A 22,473-nucleotide genomic window follows, 5' to 3' on the forward strand; every position below is an offset into this window, starting at 1 on the left:
GCACGGTGCGGGACGCCGACGCGTGCAGTTCGAACACGACGACCTCGTTCCGACCCGCACGCAGGACCGGCCCCGGCACCGCGAGGGTCTGCTGCGGCCCGCGCGACCAGTACCGGCCGAGGCAGAACCCGTTCACCCAGGCGACGCCCTTGCGGAAGCCGTCGAGCGCCAGGTACCGGTCGGACACCGTGTCGAGCTCGAACGACCCGAGCGCCACGACGGGTCCGGCCAGGACGTCGGCACCGGCCGCGGACCCGACGGGCTCGAGCGCGCGCAGGACGTCGAGCGCCGCGGTCGGCATCGGGTCGAGCGCGAGCGGCGACGCCGTCCAGCGGGACAGCGGCACGCCGTCGACGGTGACGCCGCCGATCAGGCCCTTCGGCTCGCCGATCCGGGTGCCGTAGTCGACGCGGCCCTGGTCCTCGACGAGGAGCTCGAGCGTCCCGGTGACCGGCGGGAGCGCGATGGCCCGGTCGTGGTGCTCGCGCTCGAGGACCCCGACGGAGCGGCCGTCGACGCTGACGAGGACGCGGTCGCGGACCTCTCCCCCGACGGTGAGGACACCGCCGGTGGGCAGGTCGACCTCGGTGCGGTACAGCACGAAGCCCGACGCGGCACCGAGCTCGTCGAACGTCGGGGTGGTCTCGTGCGTGGTCCACGACGTGAGCTGCGGGAGCAGCGTGCGGAGGGCCGTGGACCGCTCGAGCTGGACGGCGAGGTCCGTGGCGGGGGCGATGGGAGCCTCCTGGCCGGATCCGTCACCGGACTCGTCGGCTGTCGACAGGACACCGGACCCACCGGGTTCCATGGCGGCCGGCAGCGGCGGCACGGGCGCGTAGCGCTCGATGACGGACCGGAAGGCGTGGAACTTCGCGGTGGGGCGGCCGGCCTCGTCGAGCGGGGCGTCGTAGTCGTACGACGTCGCGATCGGTCGGTACACGCCCTTGTCGTTCGCGCCGTTCGTGAAGCCGAAGTTCGTGCCGCCGTGGAACATGTAGACGTTCACGGAGCCACCGGCGGCGAGCAGGACGTCGAGGTCCTCGGCGCTGTCCGACGCCGAGGTGGTGTGGTGGTGCTCGCCCCAGCTGTCGAACCAGCCGTCCCAGAACTCGGAGCACATCAGGGGCCCGGTGGGCTGCGCCTGCCGGAGCCGGGCCAGACGCGACTCGGAGCGGGAGCCGAACGACCCGGTCTTGTGCAGTGACGGCAGCGAGCCGTCCTCGAGCATCGAGCCCATCGGCTGGTCGACGCTCGTGAACGGGACGGTGAGCCCGATCGCGCGGTGCATCGCCTCGAGCTTGGTCAGGTAGACGGGGTCGGAGCCGTACGCGCCGTACTCGTTCTCGACCTGCACGAGGACGATCGGGCCGCCGGGACCGTCCGTCCCGCCGGCGTCGATCTGCCGCGGGATGAGGATCGGCGCGAGGGCGTCGAGGTACCGCGAGACGGCGGCGAGGAACTGCGGCTCGTCGCGGCGGATGCCCACGGTGCCGTCGGTGAAGAGCCAGTAGGGCAGCCCGCCGTTGGTCCACTCGGCACAGATGTACGGTCCGGGGCGGACGATGGCGTGCATGCCCTCGGCGGCGACGAGGTCGAGGAACCGGCCGAGGTCGAGCCCACCGGTGAAGTCGAACTGCCCGGGCGAGGCCTCGTGCGCGTTCCAGGCGACGTAGGTCTCGACGGTGTTCAGGCCCATCAGCTTGGCCTTGCGGATGCGGTCGGCCCACAGGTCCGGGTGGACGCGGAAGTAGTGGATCGCGCCGGAGAGGACCCGGTGCGGCTCGCCGTCGAGCAGGAAGTCGGTGTCGCCGATCGCGAAGCGCATGGGCAGAGCCTTTCGTCAGAGCGGGACCGTGGAGGCGGCCCGGTGCAGAGAGCGGGACCGTCGAGGCGGCCCGGTGCAGAGAGCAGGGCCGCTGAGGCGGCCCGGTGCAGAGAGCGGGGCCGTGCGGACTGGTGTCCGCACGGCCCCTTCCGGTGGTGGAGCTGGCGCTACTTGGTCGAGACCGTGAAGCCCTGCTGCTTGCCGTACTTCACGAGCGAGTTCTGCCAGGCCTCGAGCCCGGACTCCAGCGAGGTGCCCTTCTCGTAGGACTGCCCGACGGTGTCGGCGTAGACGCTGTTCGCGTACACCTGGTACGGCAGGTAGGTGAAGTCGTTGTCGGAGGACTTCGACGCGTCGACGAGGACCTCGTTGATCTTCTGGCCGCCGAAGTACTCCGGCTCCTGGTTCAGGAAGGCCGAGGACTCCAGGTCAGCGGTGGTCGACGGGAAGCCGCCGGACTGCATGAAGATCTTCGTGGAGGCCTTCGACGAGTTCAGCCACTTGAGGAAGCCGGCGGCGAGGGCCGGGTTCTTCGTCTGCTTCATGACGACCTCGGCGCTGCCGCCGTTGTTCGCGGTGACGGCCTTCGAGCCGTCGTAGGTCGGCATCGGTGCGACGCGCCAGTCACCCTTGGCGTCGGCGACGCTGGCCTCGAGGTTGCCCGGCATCCACGCGCCCGTGATGAGCGTCGCGATCTGGCCGTTGCCGAGCTGCTTGTACCAGTCGTCGGTCCAGCCGACGGTCTTGGCGAGCAGCTTCTTCTCGACGAGCTCGTTCCAGGTCGAGGTCCACTTCTTGGTGCCCTCGTCCTGCAGGTTGACGGTGACCTTGTCGCCCTTCGTGGTGAACGGCGTGCCACCGGCCTGGGCGATCATGCTGGTCGTGAAGCCGGCGTCACCGGAGTCCGCCGCGATGTACGCGTCGGGGTCGGCCTGGTGCAGCTTCTCGGCCGCGGTGACGTACTCGTCCCACGTCTTCGGGACGGTGATGCCGTTCGCGTCGAAGACCTTCTTGTTGTAGAACAGCGCCATGGGGCCGGAGTCCTGGGGCAGGCCGTAGACCTTGTCCCCGTTGGTCACGGAGTTCCAGGTGCTCGCCGCGAACTTGTTCTTCAACCCGTCGAAGCCGTAGCTCGACAGGTCGAGGAGCGACTCGGACAGCGAGAACTGCGGGATCGCGTAGTACTCGACCTGCGCGACGTCGGGGGCACCCGAGCCGGCCTTGATCGTGTTCTGCAGCTTCGTGTACTGGTCGGCACCGGTGCCGGCGTTCACGAGCTTGACGTCCACCTTCGGGTACTGCTTCTCGAAGGCGGCGACCTGGGCCTTCGCGGACGGGGTCCAGGACCAGTAGGTCAGCGTGCCGCCCTTGGACAGCGCCGAGTCGATGTCCGAGGCGGAGCCGCCGGAGGACGAGCCGCCGGACGAGCAGGCCGCCAGGGCGATGGCGGCGGTGACGCCGATGGCGAGGGCGCTGAGTCCGCGCCGGACCGTGGTCTTCATGGGGTGCCTTTCACTTCTTCGTGTTGGGGATGCTGCTGTGGAGCGTGCGGACCGGAGGTGCGTGGCGGGGTCGCCCCGAGCCTCCCGGCCGGGGATCAGGCCTTGACGGACCCGGCGGCGAGGCCGGACTGCCAGAAGCGCTGCAGGAAGAGGAACGCGACCACGATCGGGATGATCGTGAGGAGCGAACCGGTGACGACGAGGTTGTAGATCGGCTGCGCACCGGAACCGGTGGCCTGCGCGTTCCACTGGTTGAGGCCGACGGTGAGCGGGTACCACTTCGGGTCGCTCAGCATGATGAGCGGCAGGAAGTAGTTGTTCCACGTCGCGACGACGGCGAAGAGGAGCACGGTGACGACACCGGGGGCGAGCAGGCGGAGCGCGATCGTGAAGAAGATCCGGAACTCCCCCGCGCCGTCCATGCGGGCGGCCTCGAGGAGCTCGGACGGGATCGCGTCGACCGCGTACGTCCACACCAGGTACATGCCGAACGGGCTGATCAGCGAGGGCAGGATGATCGCCCACGGGGTGTTGGTCAGGCCGACCTGCGAGAAGAGCAGGAAGGTCGGGACGGCGAGGGCCGTGCCGGGCACCGCGATGGCGCCGAGGACGATCGCGAACACGGCGCGGCGGCCGGGGAACGCGAACTTCGCCATGCCGTAGCCGGCGACGGTCGCGAGCAACGTCGCTCCGCCGGCACCGACGACCACGTAGAGCAGCGTGTTGCCGAACCACTGCAGGAAGATGCCGTCGTTGTACGTGACGGTGTCGACGATGTTCTGCCAGAGGTTGAAGTGCCCGCCGAACCAGAGGCCGAAGGTGGACAGCAGCGACGACTGCGTCTTCGTGCTGTTCACGAGCAGGTAGAACAGCGGCGCGAACGAGTACACGACGAAGACGATCATCACGGCGGTCAGGAGACCGGAGCGCTTCGGCTTGCGGCCGTCGACGGGCTGGTCCGCCTTCCGGGAGGCTCGTCCCGCGCGGCCACGGCCGTCGCGGAGCGTCGTGGTCGCCTCGGTCACCGTGGCCGGCCCGGCGGGACCGGTGGCGGGCTGCTGCAGGGTGCTCATCGGTTCTCCTGTCGGGTGCCGCGGACCTGCACGACGTAGGCGATCACGGCGGTGATGACGCCCATCACGATGGCGACGGTGGCGGAGTAGTTGAACTGCTGGCCACTGAAGGACAGCGAGTAGGCGTACATGTTCGGCGTGAAGGAGCTGCCGATGACGTTCGGGGCGAGGGTCTTCAGCAGGTTCGGCTCGTTGAAGAGCTGGAAGCTGCCGATGATCGAGAAGATCGTGGCGATGACCATCGGGCCGCGGAGGGCCGGGAGCTTGATCGAGAACACCGTGCGCAGGGGGCCGGCGCCGTCGAGCTCGGCGGCCTCGTACAGCTCGCCGGGGACGGTGCGGAGGGCCGCGTAGAAGATCAGCATATTGTAGCCGAGGAACTCCCACGTGACGACGTTGCCGATCGACGTGAGGACCCAGGTCGGGCTGAACGGCTGCAGCAGGTCGATGCCGAGCGCGTCGTTCGCAGCACCGGTGAGGCCGAACTGGTTGCCGTAGATGAAGCCCCAGATGAGCGCTGCGACGACACCGGGGACCGCGTAGGGCAGGAACACCGCGATGCGGAAGAACGACGCGCCCCAGAGCCGCGCGCTGTCGAGCGTGAGGGCGGCGACGAGTGCGAGCCCGAGCATGATCGGCACCTGGATGACCAGGAACACGACGACCCGTCCGAAGCCGGACCAGAACTGCGAGTCCTGGAAGAGCTGCAGGTAGTTGGCGAACCAGACGAACTGGTTGCCGCCGACGAGCTGGTCGCGGAACAGGCTGAGCCAGAGCGCGTACCCGATCGGCACGATGAGCATGAGGACCAGGACGACGACGAACGGTCCGACGAACAGCCATCCGGTGAACCGGCCCCTCGGCTTCGGCCGCCGTCGCGGTGGCGCTGCCGGCGACCCGGCCGGGGCCGTGCGCGCTGCGAGCGTGCTCATGTGACTCCTTCGTCTGCTGCGTTCGGGGACGCGGCTGGTGCGTGCGTGGGACGCGGTTGCTGCGTCCAGCAACGCAGGTGCTGCGTTCGGGGACGTCGATGTTGACGTCAACATCGAACGAGCCGACGATAGCATGGCAACGTCAACATGCGTTACCGTTCGGAGCGGCCGGCTCGTGTTCCGGCTCCTCTCCCGGACGTCTGTCCGGCCACGCCCGACGAAGGAGCGACGTGACGACCGACCTGTCCGCCACCGGCCGTCGCGCCCCGTCCATGGCTGCCGTCGCCGACGCTGCCGGGGTCTCGATGCAGACGGTGTCGCGGGTCGCACGCGGCTTCGACAACGTCAGTCCCGACACCCGCGACCGCGTCCAGCAGGCGATGGCATCCCTCGGGTACCGCCCCAACCGAGCCGCGCGGGCGCTGCGGTCCGGGCGCTTCCGCACGATCGGCGTGATCATGTTCACGCTCGCGTCCTTCGGCAACATGCGCACGCTCGAGGCCATCGCCGACGCCGCCGGGGCCGCCGACTTCACGATCACGCTGCTGCCGATGGCCTCCCGCACCGAGGAGGGCGTCCGCTCGGCCTTCTCCCGGCTGCACGAGCAGGCCGTCGACGGCGTGGTGATCATCATCGAGTCCCACGTCATCGACACCGCCGAGGTCGCACTGCCCGACGGCGTCCCGATGGTGGTCATCGACTCCACCGGCACGACCGAGCACCCCGCGATCGACACCGACCAGAACGACGGCGCCCGGCTCGCCACGCAGCACCTGCTCGACCTCGGCCACGACACGGTGTGGCACGTCGCGGGCCCGTCGTCCTCGTACTCGGCGGCTCGACGGCTCGCTGCGTGGCGGACCACGCTCGAGCGCGCCGACCGGGTCGTCCCGCCGGTGTTCCACGGGGACTGGAACACGTCCTCCGGCTACCGCGCCGGCCTCGAGATCGCCCGTCGCCCGGAGATCACCGCGGTGTTCGCCGCGAACGACCAGACCGCCCTCGGGATCCTCCGCGCTTGCCACGAGCTCGGGCGCACCGTGCCGGACTCCCTCAGCGTGGTGGGCTTCGACGACTCGCCGGAGTCCGACTCGTTCTGGCCGCCGCTGACCACCGTGCACCAGTCCTTCGACGAGGTCGGTCGCCGCGCCGTCTCGAACCTCCTCGCCCAGATCGAGGGCGCCCCGGTCGTCGCCACGACGGACCTCGTCCCGGTGCGCCTGGTCGTGCGCGCGAGCACGGCGGCGCCGCCGCGGTAGCGCGGGGCGGGCGCGTGGTGCGAGGTTGCGCACCCCGTGCGCGCCCGTGTCCCCGCACGGGGCGATCAACCTCGCACCGGGCGAGGGACCCCGCACCGTGCGAGCCGGCGCACCGGGCCGGACCACGTGCCGGACGGGAGGCTCGTGCCGGCCTGGCACCGAGCCTCCCGGCCGTCCCGTGGTTCGTTCCTTCCCATCGCACCTGCACTGGAATGCGGAAACGCGCGTACGAGGTCAGAAGATCGGACCCGCTACGCGCGATTCGACCTCCCACGCGCGGATCGACTCGCGCAGGATCGGAACGGAACGGACCGATACGCCCGCGCCGGAACGCGAGAACGCGCGTACGAGGCCAGGTGTCCTGACCTCGTACGCGCGTTCCGACCTGCTCAGCGGGGAACGACCCCGTGTGGGACTAGCCGATCGACAGCGCCGTCCAGCTCACCGGGGGGAGCTCGATCGTGACGATGTCGCCCTCGCGGCGAGCCGTCTCGTTCGTGCGGAGACCAACGCGCGACGTGTTCGTCAGGTCGTTGACCGCGTGCAGGTCGTCGTCCCAGACGCCCTCGGCGTGGACGTCACCCGTGACGTCGAGCCCGGACAGGTCGATCGTGACCGTCGTGCTCTCCGAGGGGTGGCGGTTGACCAGGAACACTGCGGCCTTGCCGTCCTCGATCGTGGCGGCGGAGTCCACGACCGGGACCTCGCCGTACGTGCCGCCGTCGACCGTGTCACCCGACGCGATGACCTGCAGCGAGGTGCCGTGGGCGAGCCGCGAGGTCAGCGAGAACGGGAAGAAGGTGGTCTGGCGCCAGGCCTCGCCACCGGGCTCGGTCATGATCGGGCCGATCACGTTGACGAGCTGCGCGATCGAGGCCGACGCGACCCGGTCCGCGTGGCGCAGCAGCGAGATGAGCAGGCCACCGACGACGACGGCGTCCGCCACCGTGTAGATGTCCTCGAGCAGACGCGGGGCGACGGGCCACTCGTCGAGCGTGAAGGTCTGCTGCTGCTCGTTCCACTTCGAGATCGACCAGACGTTCCACTCGTCGAACGAGATGTCGATCCGCTTGTCGGACTTCTTGTGGGCCTTGACGTGGTCCGCCGCGGTGGTGACCGTGTCGATGAAGCGGTCCATGTTGACGCCGGACGCCAGGAAGGTCGGCAGGTCGGTGCCCTCTTCGTAGTAGGCGTGGGCGGAGATGTAGTCGACGTCGTCGTAGGCGTGCTCGAGGACCGTGCGTTCCCACTCACCGAACGTCGGCATCGACGCACCGGAGGACCCGCAGATGACGAGTTCCAGGTCGGGCTGGATCTGGCGCATGCCCTTGGCGGTCATCGCCGCGAGCTTGCCGTAGTCGTCGGCGTTCTTGTGGCCGAGCTGCCACGGGCCGTCCATCTCGTTGCCGAGGCACCACATGGTGATGCCGAAGGGCTCCTCGCGACCGTTCGCACGACGCTGGTCGGCGAGCGCGGTGCCGCTGCGGATGTTGGCGTACTCGAGCAGCTCGATGGCCGCGTCGGTGCCGCGCGTGCCGAGGTTGACGGCGAGCATCATCTCGGAGCCGACCGAGTCGAGCCACTGCTGGAACTCGTGCAGGCCGACCTCGTTGGTCTCGGTGGAGTGCCACGCGAGGTCGAGGCGACGGGGACGCTGGTCGACCGGGCCGACGCCGTCCTCCCACTTGTAGCCGGAGACGAAGTTGCCGCCGGGGTAGCGGATGGTGGTGACGCCGAGCTCCTTGACGAGCTCGATGACGTCCTTGCGGAAGCCGTGCTCGTCGGCGCTCTCGTGGGCGGGCTCGTGGATGCCGTCGTAGACGTGGCGACCGAGGTGCTCGACGAACCCACCGAAGATGCGGCGGCGCACCGGCCCCACGGTGAACGCGGCGTCGAGGACGAGGTGTGTGCGGGGCATGGATCTCCTTCGATCATCTGCTGGCTCGTGGGCTCCGGGCGCGCTGCACCCGGTGCGACGGTGAGGTCTCGTCTTCGAGAGTGAGCGCTCACCTGTGCCGTAACGCTACCGGTATCCATGTCGTGACGAAAGGGGTGGCGCGCCGCGGACAGCGGGGCTAATGTGAGCGCTCACGGAGCACTGACCCACGTGTTCCGCAGCCCGGCCCACGATGGAGTGATGCCATGCCGATCCGACCCGTACCACCCGTCTCGCAGTCACGGGGCGCCGGTTTCACCCGGCGGAGCCTCCTGGCTGCCGGAGCGGCGGCAGCGACCGTCCTCCCCCTCGCCGCGTGCTCGAGCCCACTGTCGGCGGGCCTCGCCGGCAGTGCGCTCAACCCGGAGACGCTCGTCTTCTGGAACCTCTTCGGCGGCGGCGACGGTCTCCGCATGCAGGAGATGGAAGCCGGCTACGCCAAGCAGCACGGTGGCTCCAGCTCCCTGCAGGCGACGACGTTCGCCTGGGGCAACCCGTACTACTCCAAGGTCACACTCGCCACCGTCGGGAACAAGCCGCCGGACGTCGCCATCTCCCACCTGACCCGGGCGAAGCCGCTCTGGGACGGCGACCTGCTCGACCCGATCACGGCCGACGACCTGGCCGGTGTCGGGCTCAGCGCCAGCGACTTCAACCAGAAGGCCTGGACCGCGCAGAAGACCGACGGCAAGAACATCTGCGTCCCGCTCGACACGCACCCCTTCGTGCTGTTCTACAACGTCGACGTGTGCCAGAAGGCCGGTCTGATCGACGGCGACGGCAACCTCAAGGACCTGACCGGCATCGACGCCTTCGAGAGCGCCCTCGCCGCCGTCTCGAAGGTCACCGGCGGCACGGCCCTGAACGTCGCGAACGTCAGCGAGATCGCCACCCCGTGGCGCTTCTTCTGGACGATGTACAACCAGATCCAGGGCGCCACGCCGTTCATCAGCGACGGCGGCGCGAAGCTCACGGTGAACGAGGACGCTTACTCGAAGGTCACCGAGATGACCCAGAAGTGGGTCAAGAGCGGCTGGCTGAACAAGGGCCTCGACTACGCCACGGCGCAGACGCTCATGTTCACCGGCAAGGCCGGCTTCTTCATGCAGGGCGAGTGGGAGATCAGCACCGCGCAGTCGATCAAGGGGCTGAAGTTCGGCATGGCGCCGATCCCGCAGCTCTTCGACAAGCCGGCGACCCAGGCCGACTCCCACACCTTCATCCTGCCGCGGAAGGACCGCACGCCGGAGCAGAAGAAGGCCGCGATGCTCTTCATCAAGCAGATGCTCGAGCAGAGCCTCACGTGGGCACAGGGCGGGCACGTCCCCGCGTACATGCCGACGTTCGACAGCTCCGCGTACGAGAAGCTGACGCCCCAGTCGAACTACGCCTCGGCCGCCGAGTCCGCCGTGTTCGACGACGCCGCCTGGTACGGCGGCTCCGGCTCCACCTTCGAGAACACCGTCGGCGCCCAGCTCGCGCTCGTCCAGCAGGGCAGCAGCTCCCCCGCCGCCGCCCTGAGCGCGATCAAGTCCCAGCTCTCGACCTACCTCAACACGCCGAGCCCGCTGTGATCGGCCCGACGACCACCACGAACGCCGTGAACACCCTGCGAAAGGCACGATGACGTGACCACAGCACCTGTCCTCGACCGGCCCACGGACGCGGCGAGCGCGCCCCGGAAGCTGCGCACCTACCGCACCAGCCTGACCCGCGGCCAGGGTCGCAGCGGTTGGCTGTTCCTGGCCCCCTTCGGCCTGTTCTACATCGCCTTCCTGCTCGGCCCGACGATCTGGATGATCGTCACGAGCTTCTTCAACACCTCGACGGTGCGCACCGGCCTCGGCACCTTCGCCGGGTTCGCGAACTACGCGGAGATGCTCGGACGCGACGACTTCTGGTCATCGCTCTGGCACACCCTGCAGTTCACGCTCTACACGACCCCGCCGCTCGTGATCCTGGCGTTCGTGTTCGCCGTGCTGACGAACCGGATGAACAAGGGCCAGTGGTTCTTCCGCCTGGCGTTCTTCCTGCCGTTCATCCTGCCGTCGGCGACGATCTCGCTGATCTGGGTGTTCATCTTCACGCCGAGCACCGGCCTCTGGGCGAGTGCGCAGTCGCTGCTCGGGCTGACCCCCGGCGCCGGCATGCTGGCGAGCCCGAACACGGCCATGATCGGTGTCGCCATCGCCACCGTGTGGTGGACGCTCGGCTTCAACTTCGTGCTGTACCTGGCCGGCCTGCAGGAGATCCCCCGGGAGCTGTACGAAGCGGCCGCGGTCGACGGTGCGTCGAACTGGCAGCAGATCAAGTCGATCACCCTGCCGCTCCTCGGCCGCACGACGACCCTCGTCATCCTGCTGCAGATCATCGCCAGCCTGAAGATCTTCGACCAGGTCTACCTGATGACGAACGGCGGACCGGGCATCTCGACCCAGGTCTCGCTGCAGCTCATCACCGGCGTCGGCTTCACCGACAACCGGCTGGGCGCCGCCTCGGCCGCGTCCGTCCTCCTGTTCATCGTGATCGTCGCGATCGCCGTCATCCGGCAGGTCATCGAGCGCGTGGCCGCCAAGCGTGAGATCGGAGCCTGAGATGACCACCACCGAGAGCATCACCACCGACCGGCCCAAGTTCCGGTCCGGCGTCTCGTCGGCCGCCCCCACCAGCGCCGCCAAGATCGGCGTCAGCGGCCGCGGCTTCACGATCGCGTCGGGCATCATCCTGACGGTCTTCGCGATCATCTGGCTCATCCCGAGCGTGTTCGCCCTGAAGACCTCGCTGTCCGACAACGGCGTCGCGGCCCTGGGCGCAAACTCGATCCTGTCGAACTGGAACCCGACGCTGCACTCCTACGCGGCACTGTTCCAGGCCGGCGACATCTGGAACTGGTACCTCGCCAGCGCCATCACGAGCATCGTCACCGCACTGCTGACCGTGCTGTTCGCCTCGATGGCGGCGTTCGCGCTGTCCCGCCTGGTGTTCCGCGGTCGGAACGTCGCGTTCCTGCTCATCATCCTCGGCATCATGATCCCGACCCAGGTCCTGATCATCCCGATCTTCCAGGAACTCAACGCCGTCGGCCTGCTGAACACGTACTGGTCGGTCATCTTCCCCCAGGTGCCCGCCGTGATCGCGGTGTTCATCTTCAAGCAGTTCTTCGACGGCATCCCCCGCGAGCTCGAGGAAGCGGCCCGCATCGACGGCGCGGGCATCTGGAAGGTCTACTGGTCGGTCATCCTGCCGCTGTCACGTCCCGTGATCGCAGCCGTCACGATCCTGACCTTCGTCGGGGTGTGGAACAACCTGCTGCTGCCGCTGTTCGTGCTGTCGAACCCGGACCTCATGACGATCCCGGTCGGGCTCGCCACGGTCCAGGGCAGCTTCGGCCAGCGCTACGCCGACATCCAGGCGGGTGCGCTGCTCGCGGCGCTGCCGCTGATCATCCTCTACCTGATCTTCCAGCGGCAGATCGTGGAGGGCGTGACCGGCTCCGGCCTGAAGGGCTGACCCGACCACACCACGGACGGGAGGCCCGGTGCCAGCTGGCACCGGGCCTCCCGTCCGTCCGTGGTGGGTGAATTCGCGCGCAGTGAGTCGAATCGCGCGTAGCGGGTCGGGTGTTCTGACCTGCAACGCGCGGAACGACATGCCATCGCGAGCGTCAGGGGAAGGAATGACCACGGCGTCCGGGTCAGGGAACGGGTGTGACCGTCCACGTGCCGTTCGTCTGGATCGCGATGACGCCGGGCAGGTCGACGTCGAACTGCTTCGCGAAGGCCCCGCTGTCCCCGAACACCTGAGTGTCGTCCGACGTCGTGAAGGCCCGGGCGTTGAAGGAGTCGTCGGCGCTGGCTGGCCGGAAGTCGACGGCCACGTGCGACACGTCGTCCTGCAGGTACAGCACCGCCGGCCCCGTGCCCGACTGCGCTCCCGCGACGGCAGGCAGGTCGTTCCAGCTGCGCATCGTGACCGACCACGGGCCCTGCGCGTCGACGATCACCGTCTGGTCCGGGGCGTCGTCCCGGAACACCGCCGTCAGGAACGAGGCCGTGAGGGGCGCAGTGGCGCGGCCGAACGGGGACATCCGCCCCGGCGCGGTGACCGTCGCGGTGCCGGTGCACGTCGAGCAGTCAAGCTCGATCACGACGGCGAACTGCCCCTCGGTGTGGAACGCCACGTTCGACGGGCCGGTCGCCGACGCCGTGGCGGAGACGCCGGAGGCCACCGTGCCCGCGTCGACCGTGTCCGGCAGGGCCTGCGCGATCGGCGGAGTCGTCGCCGTCGGCGTGGGAGTCGGCGTCGGCATGGGAGTGCGGATCGGTGTGGTGCGGGACGTGGCGTGCGCCGACGGTGCCGCGTCGTCCATCCCCTGCGCACACCCGGTCATCAGCAGCACCGCTGCCACGACCGCGCCGACGACCATCGTCCCCCGTACCGTCCCCATGCCACCATTCTGGCACGGCCTCGGGGTCGCGGACGGGTCAGGCGTCGTCGGGCTCGTGCGAGGAGTGTCGGATACGCTCTCGTGCCGTGGAGTCCACCCGATCCGGCGGCCGTCGCGCCGGTCTGCTGACCGCCGTGGTCGTCGGCGTCATGCTGCTCGCGGGCTGCACGGGCGGGACCACGGTGACGGGGCCCACGAGCAGCGCTGATGCCCGTCCCCGTCCGGCTGCTGACGCCTGGTCGTTCAGGGATGCGACCGGCACCACCATCGAACTCGACCACCGGCCCGAGCGCATCGTCGTGGTGGACGACCTCGCCGTCTCCTTGTTGCAGTACGGCCTGCACCCCGTCGGCACCTTCGGGAGGGTCCCCCTGTCGGAGGATGCCCGGTTCGACGACCTCGACACCACCGGCATCACCGAGGTCGGGACGGACGACGGGGACGTGGACCTGAACCGGCTCGGAGACCTCGAGCCGGACCTCGTCGTGACGTCGGTGTACCCGACGGACGGATCCGTGGACGCCGACGCCCTCGGCACCGGGTTCGCGAGCCGCACCAGGCAGGACGAGATCGGCAAGATCGCACCCGTCCTCCGCGTGGAGTGGGGCGGGAAGGGCCTCGACGCCGTCCGGCAGGTCACCCGGTTGGCGGAGGCGCTCGGCGCTGCCCGGTCGACCGTCGACACCGCGGAGCAGGCGTTCGACGCCGCACGTTCTGCGCTGTCGGACGCCGCCGATGGTAGCGACCTCCGGGTCGTCTCGATGTACGCCGACGCCGACGGCGTGTACGTCACCCGTCCCGCCGACGAGCCGACGCTGCAGCTGTACGACAGCCTCGGCGTCGACCTGGTGGATCCGAGTCCGACGGGCTTCTACTGGGGTGTCTTCAGCTGGGCGAACGCGGGCAAGGTCGACGGGGACGTGATCCTGCTCTCCCCGGACGGGTACCAGGTCCGGGAACTCCTCGCGCGACCGACCTTCGCCGACGATCCGGCGCTCGTCGCCGGGCAGGTGCACAGCTGGCCGGTGCCGGGGCTCGACTACGCGTCACAGGCAGCGGCGATGACGGAACTCGCCGGGTGGCTCGAGGACAGCCGGACGGTGTCCTAACGCGCTGGCGGTGGCGCCGGCTGCTCCGCGGCGGTCGGCACCAGGCGTCAGGCGTCAGGCGTCAGGCGTCGCGCGTCAGGCGTCGAGCGGCAGCAGGGGTGCCCAGAAGGCGTCCGGACCGTCACCCACGACCGCGTCGGACTCGAAACGGAACCCGTAGCCGCGCACGAACTCGGCGGCCGCGGCGATCTCGCTCTGCGCGTCGTCCTGGTCGGCCTCGAAGAGGTACTCGCCGTGGCCCATGCGCACGCCGCTGTCACTGATGACGCTGAGGTCCCAGCGCCCCTCCTCGGCGCGCTCGATGCGGACGACGGCGGCCTGTGCGGCGGTGAAGTCAGACATGACGACGAGCGTACGTGCGACCGCTGAGCGCCGCGCAGTGGAGCGTGTCCCTGGCGGAGCGTGTTCCTGTAGGAACGGAGCATGACGCGATCGGGCTGGGTCCAGGACGTCCTCGGCCCGTCGTACGAACAGCTGGAGCTGCCGCTCGGAGCGGACGCGGAGGGCCCCGTCGTCGCGACGCTCGTCCGGCGACGACGGACGCCCGCCGACCTGCTGCACCAGCGCGGGCCGCTCCAGGGCACCGACGTGCTGTACGTGCACGGCTGGTCCGACTACTTCTTCCAGACCGAGCTCGCCGAGCGCGTCGAACGACTCGGCGCCCGGTTCCACGCCCTCGACCTCCGGAAGTACGGGAGGAGCCTCCGGCCCGGACAGACACCCGGCGGCGCCGACGACCTGGGGGTGTACGACGACGACATCCACGCGGCGCTCGACGCCATCGCCGCCGAGCACCACGGTCCGCGCCGGCGGCTGGTGCCGATGGGGCACTCGACGGGCGGGCTCACCCTCGCGCTCTGGGCGTCCAGGCACCAGGACCTCGTCGACGGCCTGGTGCTGAACAGCCCGTGGCTCGAGTTCCAGGGCGACGCGGTCGGTCGCACGCTGGTGGCGCCGCTCATCCGCCTCGGCGCGCGCCGCAACCCGCTCGCCCCGATCCCGGCCGTCGACCCGGGGTTCTACACCCGGACGGTCTCGAGCACCGGCGAGGGCAGCTGGACCTACGACCAACACTGGCGTCCAGAACGCGGCTTCCCGCTGCACCCTGGATGGCTCGCAGCGGTCTTCGCCGGGCAGCACACCGTGGAGCGCGGGCTGGGCGTGCCCTTCCCGGTCCTGGTCATGCTGAGCGACAAGAGCATGCTCCAGCCGCGGTGGAACGAGGGCATGGCCCACGCGGACGTCGCCCTGAACGTGGACGCCGTCGCCCGGCGCGCACTGTCGCTCGGGGACGAGGTCACCGTCCGACGGCTGCGCGGCGCGCTGCACGACGTGGTGCTCTCCGAGCCGGACGTCCGGGAACGTGCCTACGACGTCATCGGGCGCTGGGCGGAGACCCTGCCGCGGTGACCGCCGTCCTCGTCGCCGCGGCCACCAGGGCGTCGTCCGGCTCCGCGTCGGCGGTGTCCTTGCTCGTCATCACGACCACCACGATCGGCGAACGGCCCGTCGGGGACACGATGCCGATGTCGTTGCGGACGCCGTACGACCCCGTCCCGGTCTTGTCCGCCACGGACCACCCGGGGTCGACCCCCGCCCGGATCGTCGCGTCCCCCGTGGTGTTGCCGAGCATGGTCTCGCGCACCATCCTCCGATCGGACGGATCGAGCGCCGATCCGAGGAGGACGTCCCGCAGGTCGGCCGCGAACTGCGCGGGCGTGGTGGTGTCCCGCGCGTCACCCGGGGTGGCCTCGTTCAGCTCGGGCTCGACGCGGTCGACGTTCGTCGTCCGATCGCCGAGGTCGCGGAGGAACCGCTGCACCTCGCCCGGCCCACCGACCCGCTCCACGAGCAGGTTCGCCGCCGTGTTGTCGCTGGAGCGGAGCATCGCGTCCAGGAGCGCCCGCACCGTCATCCCGGTGTCGACGGACTGACTCGTCACGGGGGCGTGGGCCACCAGGTCTGCTCGGTCGTAGTGCACCACGGTGTCGAGGTCGGCGTCCGAGGACCGCGCGAGCAGTGCCGCCGCGATGAAGACCTTGTTCGTCGAGGCGAACGCGAAGCGCTCCCCCGCCCGCCAGGCGACCTGCCTGCCGGTACCGGTGTCGATCGCAACGACGCCGATCCGGGCACCGTGGTCGCGCTCGAGCACGCGGAAGGCGCGGTCGGACTCGGGCGACGAGGTCGCGACGGACGTCGGGGTCGCGGGTGGAGCGCTCGTCGTGGGCGTCGCACCGGACGTCGGCGACACGGTCGGGGACGCTGTCGTCCCACTGCACCCGGTCAGCGCGAGGGCCACCGCGAGCCCCACGGCCGCAGCGGACACCCTCGACGTCGATCGCATGCCGCCATCCTCCCTCGCACGGTGCGGGCTCCTGCAACCCGTGCGGGGTTGCCCACGTGGTGCGAGCCCGTCGCGCCGCACGGTGTGTGCAACCCCGCACGGAGCTCCCCCGCAACCACGGACCCCGCCACCGCGCCTCGGGCACGGCACCCGCGTCAGGAACGCGACAGCCGCTCCACCGTGGCGTGCGCACCGTCGCGGACGAGCCCGTCGAGGGCGTCGTGGTACGCCGCGACGAACCGCTCGTCGTCGACGAGGTCCCCGAACACCTGCCGGTTCGCGATGAAGGCCAGCGGGTCCTCCCGCTGGGTCAGGGCGACGCGGTTGAGGGACTCGGCCAGGCGGTCGACGATCTGGATCGGCTCCCCCGACTCGTCCGTGCCCTCGGCGTATCTGGCCCAGGACGCGACGATCCCGGCCGACAGGGCGACAGGTCCACCCGATCGGAGGTTCTCACGGACGACCGGCAGCAGCCACTTCGGGATCCGGTCGCTCGACTCGGCGCAGAGCCTGGCCAGGGTGTCGCGGACCTCGGGGTTCTGGAAGCGCTCGATGAGCGTCGCCTTGTAGTCGTCGAGGTCGATGCCGGGCACCGGCTGCAGCGTCGGGGTGGCCTCCTCGTCCATGTACCGACGGAGGAAGGTCGCGATGGCCGGGTCCTGCGTGGCCTCGTGGGCGTAGCGGTGGCCGGAGAGGTAGCCGAAGTAGCACAGGCCCTGGTGCGAGGCGTTGAGGAGCCGCAGCTTCATCAGCTCGTAGGGCTCGACGTCCGCGACGATCTGCACGTCGACGTCCTCGTACGCCGGGCGTCCGGCGGGGTGGTCGTCCTCGAGCACCCACTGGAAGAAGGGCTCGGCGACGACGGGCCAGGCGTCCTCGATGCCGAGGTCGTCGCGCACCGCGGCACGGTCCTCGTCGGTGGTGACGGGAGTGATCCGGTCGACCATCGAGTTCGGGAAGGAGACGTGCTCGTCCATCCACTCCGCGAACCGCGGGTCCTGCAGGCGGGCGAAGGCGGTGAACATCGCCCGGGCGACGTGGCCGTTCCCCTGGATGTTGTCGCACGACATCACCGTGAAGGGCTCCAGGCCCCGGTCACGTCGGCGACGGAGGGCCGCCACGACGAGGCCGAAGACGGTGCGCGGCGGGGTGTCCCCGTCGACGTCCGCGACCACGCCGGGTTCGTCCTCGACGAACGCGCCGGTGACGTGGTCGAAGTTGTACCCGCCCTCGGTGATGGTCAGGCTGACGATCCTCGTCTCCGGTGACGCCATCTTCTCGACGACGGCGTCCGGGTCGTCGACGGCGAGCAGGTAGTCGACGATGCTGCCGATGACCCTGGCCTCGCGGGTGCCGTCCGGGTGCTTGAGGACGAGCGTGTAGAGCCCGTCCTGTGTCCGCATCGCGTCGGCCATGCGGCGGTCCTGCTCGAGGACCCCGACACCGCAGATGCCGTACTCCCGGGCCTCGCCCCGCTGCAGGAGCCGGTCGATGACCATCGCCTGGTGCGCCCGGTGGAATCCGCCCACGCCGAAGTGGACGATGCCGGCGGTGATCCCGGTGCGGTCGTAGGTCGGGACGGCGACGCCCGCCGCGGCGATCTCGTCGAGTGTGGCCGGGGACAGGGGGACGGACATCGGTACTCCTTCGTACTGGTCGGTCGGCCGGTCTCGCTGGCCGTTCCGCCAGTCTTCCACCGGCTGCGGGGGACAAGACTGAGCGTCCGCTCCGCTTCGGTGCACTGAGTGCATCGTTGCACCTAGTGTTGCATCCATGACCCTGTCGATCGACCGCCGTGCTGCCCTCAAGGCGAAGCACCGTGCGGCGATCCTGCAGGCAGCTCGCGACCTCGTCGACGAGCGCGGCGGACGGGGGTTCAGCGTCGACGAGCTCGCCGCTCGCGCCGACGTCGCCCGGCGCACGGTGTTCAACCACTTCTCCTCGCTCGACGAGATCCTGCTGACGGTCTGCGAAGAGGTGCTCTCGGTGATCATCGACCGGTTCCTCGGTGACATCGCCAACACCCCGGTCGGGGACGGCTCCCGCTCCTCGATGTTCGACGAGCTCGAGTCAGCGGCCCGCGGCGCCGACCTGGCGCCCGCCATCGCCCGGATGGCGACGATCCTCGGGGAACCGGACGAGGAGACCGACGCCAAGGCGGCGATCCTCACGCAGACCGCCTTCGCCCGGGTGACCGACCGTCTCCGTGTCGAGGTCATCCGACGCCACCCCGCCGCCGACGAACTCGACGCGGCACTGCTCGTCGACTCGCTCATGAGCGGCATCGTCGTCATCGCGGAACACTGGCTCACCACGACCGGGCCGCGACTCGACCAGGACGCCCTCGACGACTGGGACGCCCTGCTCGCACGACTCGTGCACAGCGTCCGCAGCGGGTACCTGCCCGCCCACTGACAGCACCACCGGGGGTCCACCGGCGTACCCCACTCCACACGCACCACCCACTACGAAAGGAACGGGGCACCCCATGGCCGGTCTGCTCTACCGCCTCGGACGATTCGCCGCCCGACGGCACTGGCTCGTGATCATCGCCTGGATCGTGATCCTGGGGATCACCGGCGGGACGTACGCCCTGTTCGCGGGGACGATCTCCTCGTCGATCACCATCCCGAACACCAAGACCAGCCAGGTGCAGGACCAGCTCGCGGACAAGTTCCCGAGCGCCAACGGCGGGAACGGCACGCTCGTCTTCGAGACGACCGACGGCAAGGCCTTCACCAGCGCGCAGAAGAGCGGGGTCGACGACTTCCTCACGGACCTCGAGGACCTGAACGGCGTCAAGGGGGCGACCTCGGGGTTCAGCACGCAGAAGCAGCTCGACGACCAGCGCCAGAAGATCGTCGACGGCCGCAAGCAGATCAGCGACGGCCGCCAGCAGATCAAGGACGGCCAGGCGCAGCTCGACGCCCAGAAGGCGCAGCTCGAGTCCGGCAAGCAGCAGATCGCCGACGCGCAGGCGAAGCTCGACGCCCAGAAGCAGCAGCTGTCCGCAGCGTCGGCGTCGGGCACAGCGACCACCGGCGCAGCGGCCTCCGGCGCAGCGGCACAGGCTCAGGCCGCCCAGGCACAGCTCGCCCAGGCCCAGGCACAGATCGACGCCCAGCAGGCCCAGATCACCTCCGGCGAGCAGCAGCTCACCGAGGCACAGCAGAAGATCGACGCGAACACCACGAAGCTCGACGACAACGCGAAGGAGCTCGAGCAGGGGTCCGACCTGCTCGACCTGTCGAAGGACATCCGCTTCGTCTCCTCGAACGGCAGCGCCGCGATCGGCACCGTGCAGTTCACCAAGTCGACGTACGAGGTGCCGCAGAGCACCAAGACCGCGATCTCCGACAAGGCCGACGCAGCGAAGATCGACGGCGTCCGCGTGTACGTGTCGAACGACATCGCCCAGGGCGTCCCGTCGATCCTCGGCCCGGGCGAGATCGCGGGCGTCATCGTCGCCGCGATCGTGCTGTTCCTGATGCTCCGCACGCTCGTCGGTGCCGCGGTGCCGCTCGTCAGCGCCGTGCTCGGCATCGGGGTGGCGTCGCTCGCGGCCCTGTCGTTCTCCAGCCTCGTCGAGTTCATCTCGGTCACGCCGGTGCTGGGGGTGATGCTGGGCCTGGCGGTCGGCATCGACTACTCGCTGTTCATCCTGAACCGCCACCGGACCCAGCTGAAGCAGGGCATGGGCGTGCACGAGTCGATCGGGCTGGCGAACGGCACGTCCGGCAACGCCGTGGTGTTCGCCGGCGCGACGGTCATCGTCGCCCTGCTGGCGCTCAACATCACCGGCATCCCGTTCCTCGGCCTGATGGGCACGGTGGGCGCCGTCGCGGTGTTCTTCGCCATCCTCATCGCCACGTCCTTCACCCCGGCGCTGCTGTCGATCATCGGCATGCGGATCCTCCGGAAGAAGGAACGGACGCGGATCGGCAACACCGGCTCGACCCGCGTCCCGAACAAGCCCATGTCGACCTGGCGCGCGGTCATCACGCTCGTCGCCGGCGTCGCGGTGCTCGGCACGATCGCGCTCCCCGCCACGCAGATGCGCCTCGGACTGCCGTCGGGCTCCTCGGAGGCCGTCGACTCCAGCCAGTACAAGGCGTACAAGACGCTCAGCAAGGAGTTCGGCGCCGGCCAGAACGGCCCGCTCCTCGTCGTGGCCACCCTGCCGAACGCGATCAGCAAGGACGACGTCACCGCGACCGAGGTCACCATCGGCCAGGCGATCGCGAAGAACGACGACGTCGACGCCGTGCTGCCGATCGGCGCCTCGAAGGCCCGCGACATCATCGCGTTCCAGGTGAAGCCGAACGGCGGCCCGGACAGCATCTCGACCGAGGACCTCGTCAAGGACCTCCGGACGCAGAAGGTGAGCGTCGACGACGGGAAGGCCACCCTCGGCGTCGCGGGCAACGCGTCCGCCAACATCGACGTGTCCGAGAAGCTCTCGAACGTGCTGCCGCTCTACCTGGCGGTCGTGGTCGGGCTGTCCCTCATCATCCTGATCGTCGTGTTCCGGTCCTTCCTGGTCCCGATCACGGCGACGGCGGGCTTCATCCTGTCGGTCCTCGCGGCCTTCGGCGGCCTGACGGCGATCTACCAGTGGGGGTGGTTCGGCAGCGTCTTCGGCGTGCACGACCCCGCGCCGATCCTGAGCTTCCTGCCCATCATCGAGATCGGCATCCTGTTCGGCCTGGCGATGGACTACCAGCTGTTCCTGGTGTCGGGCATGCGCGAGGCGTACGCCCACGGAGCGAGCGCGAAGGTGGCGGTCCAGCGCGGGCTGCACGCCGGTCGCGCGGTGGTCACGGCAGCGGCGATCATCATGATCTCCGTGTTCGCCGGGTTCATCTTCTCGGACTCCTCCACGATCAAGCCGATCGGGTTCGGTCTGGCGTTCGGTGTGCTCGTCGACGCGTTCGTCGTCCGCATGCTGCTCATCCCGGCCGCGATGCACCTGCTCGGCTCGAGCGCCTGGTGGTTCCCGAAGTGGCTCGACCGCATCGTGCCGGACGTCGACGTGGAGGGTGCCAAGCTCGAGCGGTCGCACCCGGGTGACGGCCGCAGCACCCAGGAGGACACCCACACGGGCACGCACGCCCTGCCGGTGGCACCGGACGCCAACCCGCACGAGTCGGGCCACGTGCCCTCCCACCGCGCGGAGTAGTCCCACCCACCCCGAAATCGCAGTTCATGTCGCCTCCCCCGTTCCGGAGGCGACACGGACTGCGATCTCACGTGGTGGGGGCGGCGAGACCGAAGGTCCTTCGCGCACGAACGGTATCGTGGGGGCATGGCCTCCACCGAGCTCGATCCCCTCGCCCTCGACCGGCAGCTCTGCTTCGCACTCGCCGCCACGAGCCGAAGCGTGATCGGGCTCTACCGCGACCTGCTCGACCCCCTCGGGCTGACGCACCCGCAGTACCTCGTGATGCTCGCCCTCTGGGAGCACGACCCGCGCTCGGTGCGGGCCATCGCGCAGGAGCTCCGCCTCGACTCCGCCACGTTGAGTCCGCTGTTGAAGCGCCTCGAGGCCGCCGGGTACCTCCGCCGCACCCGCAGCACGGCGGACGAACGACAGCTCGAGGTGTCCCTGACCACGGCCGGACGAGCCCTGCGCGAACGCGCCGGAGCCGTGCCCGTCGCGGTGGCCGACCGGCTCGGCTGGCCCGTCGCCCGGCTCGAGGCGCTCAAGGACGAACTCACCGCCCTGCTCGACGTCGTCGACACGGTCTAGATCGTTCGTGCGACAATGATGAGTGGACGAACGGGAGGACAGGGGATGGGACGCTTCGGACAGTGGTACCAGCGGTGGAACACGACGCTGATCGACAAGATGGGCCCCTCGCAGATCGGCGCCGGGCACGACGAAGGCGTCGACGACCGCTCCGTCGACCGCGGCTGCCCCATCTGCCACAAGCCGCTCTCCCGCCACCAGGTGATCCGTCCCGAGGGCCAGGTCCGCTCCTCCACGCTGGTCTGCCCCCGCGACTGACGGCGCCGACACGGCGCCGTCAGTCGCGGGGGCAGACCA

The 22,473-nt window shown here is 69.7% G+C and carries 19 protein-coding genes; 10 read left to right on the forward strand and 9 right to left on the reverse strand.

Annotation, left to right across the window (positions count from 1 at the left end; all coding sequences use genetic code 11):
- The 4 genes from OXR63_RS16650 to OXR63_RS16665 form a co-directional block, all read right to left on the reverse strand.
- The coding region (locus OXR63_RS16650) for a glycoside hydrolase family 35 protein (RefSeq protein ID WP_267425115.1) at positions 1–1,825 on the reverse strand (1,825 nt) is incomplete at its 3' end.
- Positions 1,826–1,992: 167 nt separating this feature from the next.
- Positions 1,993–3,327, reverse strand: a complete 1,335-nt coding sequence (locus OXR63_RS16655) for an ABC transporter substrate-binding protein (RefSeq protein ID WP_267425116.1) — start codon at positions 3,325–3,327, stop codon at positions 1,993–1,995.
- Positions 3,328–3,422: 95 nt separating this feature from the next.
- A complete protein-coding gene (locus OXR63_RS16660; protein WP_374116151.1) occupies positions 3,423–4,400 on the reverse strand; it encodes a carbohydrate ABC transporter permease in 978 nt (325 codons plus the stop codon).
- Positions 4,397–5,332, reverse strand: a complete 936-nt coding sequence (locus tag OXR63_RS16665; protein ID WP_267425117.1) for a carbohydrate ABC transporter permease — start codon at positions 5,330–5,332, stop codon at positions 4,397–4,399. The genes OXR63_RS16660 and OXR63_RS16665 overlap by 4 nt, the downstream gene beginning before the upstream one ends.
- A gap of 272 nt (positions 5,333–5,604) precedes the next feature.
- Between OXR63_RS16665 and OXR63_RS16670 the strand changes: the two genes are divergently transcribed.
- A complete protein-coding gene (locus OXR63_RS16670) occupies positions 5,605–6,591 on the forward strand; it encodes a LacI family DNA-binding transcriptional regulator (RefSeq protein ID WP_267425147.1) in 987 nt (328 codons plus the stop codon).
- Between the two features lie 415 nt (positions 6,592–7,006).
- Here OXR63_RS16670 and arfA read toward each other — a convergent pair whose 3' ends face one another.
- Positions 7,007–8,509 (reverse strand): arabinosylfuranosidase ArfA, encoded by a 1,503-nt coding sequence (gene arfA, locus OXR63_RS16675; protein WP_267425119.1) that lies wholly within the window; start codon positions 8,507–8,509, stop codon positions 7,007–7,009.
- Positions 8,510–8,733: 224 nt separating this feature from the next.
- Here arfA and OXR63_RS16680 point away from each other — a divergent pair, with 224 nt between their 5' ends.
- Genes OXR63_RS16680 through OXR63_RS16690 form a run of 3 tightly spaced genes read left to right on the forward strand, consistent with a single transcriptional unit; the run spans position 8,734 to position 12,037 of the window.
- Positions 8,734–10,101, forward strand: coding sequence for an extracellular solute-binding protein (locus OXR63_RS16680; protein WP_267425122.1), 1,368 nt, complete (start codon positions 8,734–8,736; stop codon positions 10,099–10,101).
- 54 nt (positions 10,102–10,155) lie between these two features.
- Complete coding sequence (locus OXR63_RS16685; RefSeq protein WP_194661715.1) at positions 10,156–11,121, forward strand: carbohydrate ABC transporter permease; 966 nt, start codon at positions 10,156–10,158, stop codon at positions 11,119–11,121.
- A 1-nt stretch (position 11,122) separates the two neighbouring features.
- A complete protein-coding gene (locus tag OXR63_RS16690; protein WP_267425124.1) occupies positions 11,123–12,037 on the forward strand; it encodes a carbohydrate ABC transporter permease in 915 nt (304 codons plus the stop codon).
- Positions 12,038–12,221: 184 nt separating this feature from the next.
- On the opposite strand, the gene OXR63_RS16695 is transcribed toward OXR63_RS16690, so the two are convergent.
- The gene (locus OXR63_RS16695; RefSeq protein WP_267425126.1) at positions 12,222–12,974 is read right to left on the reverse strand and encodes a hypothetical protein; all 753 of its coding nucleotides are present in this window, start codon (positions 12,972–12,974) and stop codon (positions 12,222–12,224) included.
- A gap of 86 nt (positions 12,975–13,060) precedes the next feature.
- Here OXR63_RS16695 and OXR63_RS16700 point away from each other — a divergent pair, with 86 nt between their 5' ends.
- On the forward strand, positions 13,061–14,083 hold the full coding sequence (locus tag OXR63_RS16700) for an ABC transporter substrate-binding protein (RefSeq protein ID WP_267425128.1): 1,023 nt from the start codon (positions 13,061–13,063) through the stop codon (positions 14,081–14,083).
- Between the two features lie 75 nt (positions 14,084–14,158).
- On the opposite strand, the gene OXR63_RS16705 is transcribed toward OXR63_RS16700, so the two are convergent.
- Complete coding sequence (locus tag OXR63_RS16705) at positions 14,159–14,425, reverse strand: hypothetical protein (protein ID WP_194661711.1); 267 nt, start codon at positions 14,423–14,425, stop codon at positions 14,159–14,161.
- Between the two features lie 81 nt (positions 14,426–14,506).
- On the opposite strand from OXR63_RS16705, the gene OXR63_RS16710 reads away from it, so the two are divergent.
- Positions 14,507–15,493, forward strand: coding sequence for an alpha/beta hydrolase (locus OXR63_RS16710; RefSeq protein ID WP_267425131.1), 987 nt, complete (start codon positions 14,507–14,509; stop codon positions 15,491–15,493).
- Here the strand turns inward: OXR63_RS16710 and bla are convergent.
- Together bla and OXR63_RS16720 are read right to left on the reverse strand one after the other, a co-directional pair.
- Positions 15,459–16,427 carry a class A beta-lactamase gene (gene bla / locus OXR63_RS16715; RefSeq protein ID WP_267425132.1) on the reverse strand — a complete coding sequence of 323 codons (969 nt, stop codon included), beginning with the start codon at positions 16,425–16,427 and terminating at the stop codon, positions 15,459–15,461. The genes OXR63_RS16710 and bla overlap by 35 nt on opposite strands.
- A 155-nt stretch (positions 16,428–16,582) precedes the next feature.
- Complete coding sequence (locus OXR63_RS16720) at positions 16,583–18,064, reverse strand: mannitol dehydrogenase family protein (protein ID WP_267425135.1); 1,482 nt, start codon at positions 18,062–18,064, stop codon at positions 16,583–16,585.
- Between the two features lie 136 nt (positions 18,065–18,200).
- Here OXR63_RS16720 and OXR63_RS16725 point away from each other — a divergent pair, with 136 nt between their 5' ends.
- The 4 genes from OXR63_RS16725 to OXR63_RS16740 all read left to right on the forward strand — a co-directional run bounded on the left by OXR63_RS16725 (position 18,201) and on the right by OXR63_RS16740 (position 22,434).
- A complete protein-coding gene (locus tag OXR63_RS16725; RefSeq protein WP_194661707.1) occupies positions 18,201–18,842 on the forward strand; it encodes a TetR/AcrR family transcriptional regulator in 642 nt (213 codons plus the stop codon).
- A gap of 73 nt (positions 18,843–18,915) precedes the next feature.
- Positions 18,916–21,606, forward strand: a complete 2,691-nt coding sequence (locus tag OXR63_RS16730; protein WP_267425140.1) for an MMPL family transporter — start codon at positions 18,916–18,918, stop codon at positions 21,604–21,606.
- A 126-nt stretch (positions 21,607–21,732) separates the two neighbouring features.
- On the forward strand, positions 21,733–22,176 hold the full coding sequence (locus tag OXR63_RS16735) for a MarR family winged helix-turn-helix transcriptional regulator (RefSeq protein ID WP_267425141.1): 444 nt from the start codon (positions 21,733–21,735) through the stop codon (positions 22,174–22,176).
- A 45-nt stretch (positions 22,177–22,221) separates the two neighbouring features.
- The gene (locus OXR63_RS16740; protein WP_267425143.1) at positions 22,222–22,434 is read left to right on the forward strand and encodes a hypothetical protein; all 213 of its coding nucleotides are present in this window, start codon (positions 22,222–22,224) and stop codon (positions 22,432–22,434) included.
- The last annotated feature ends 39 nt before the right edge of the window (positions 22,435–22,473 follow it).

This window comes from Curtobacterium sp. GC_Cur_3, from assembly GCF_026544205.1.
In the GTDB taxonomy this organism is placed as follows: Bacteria; Actinomycetota; Actinomycetes; order Actinomycetales; family Microbacteriaceae; genus Curtobacterium.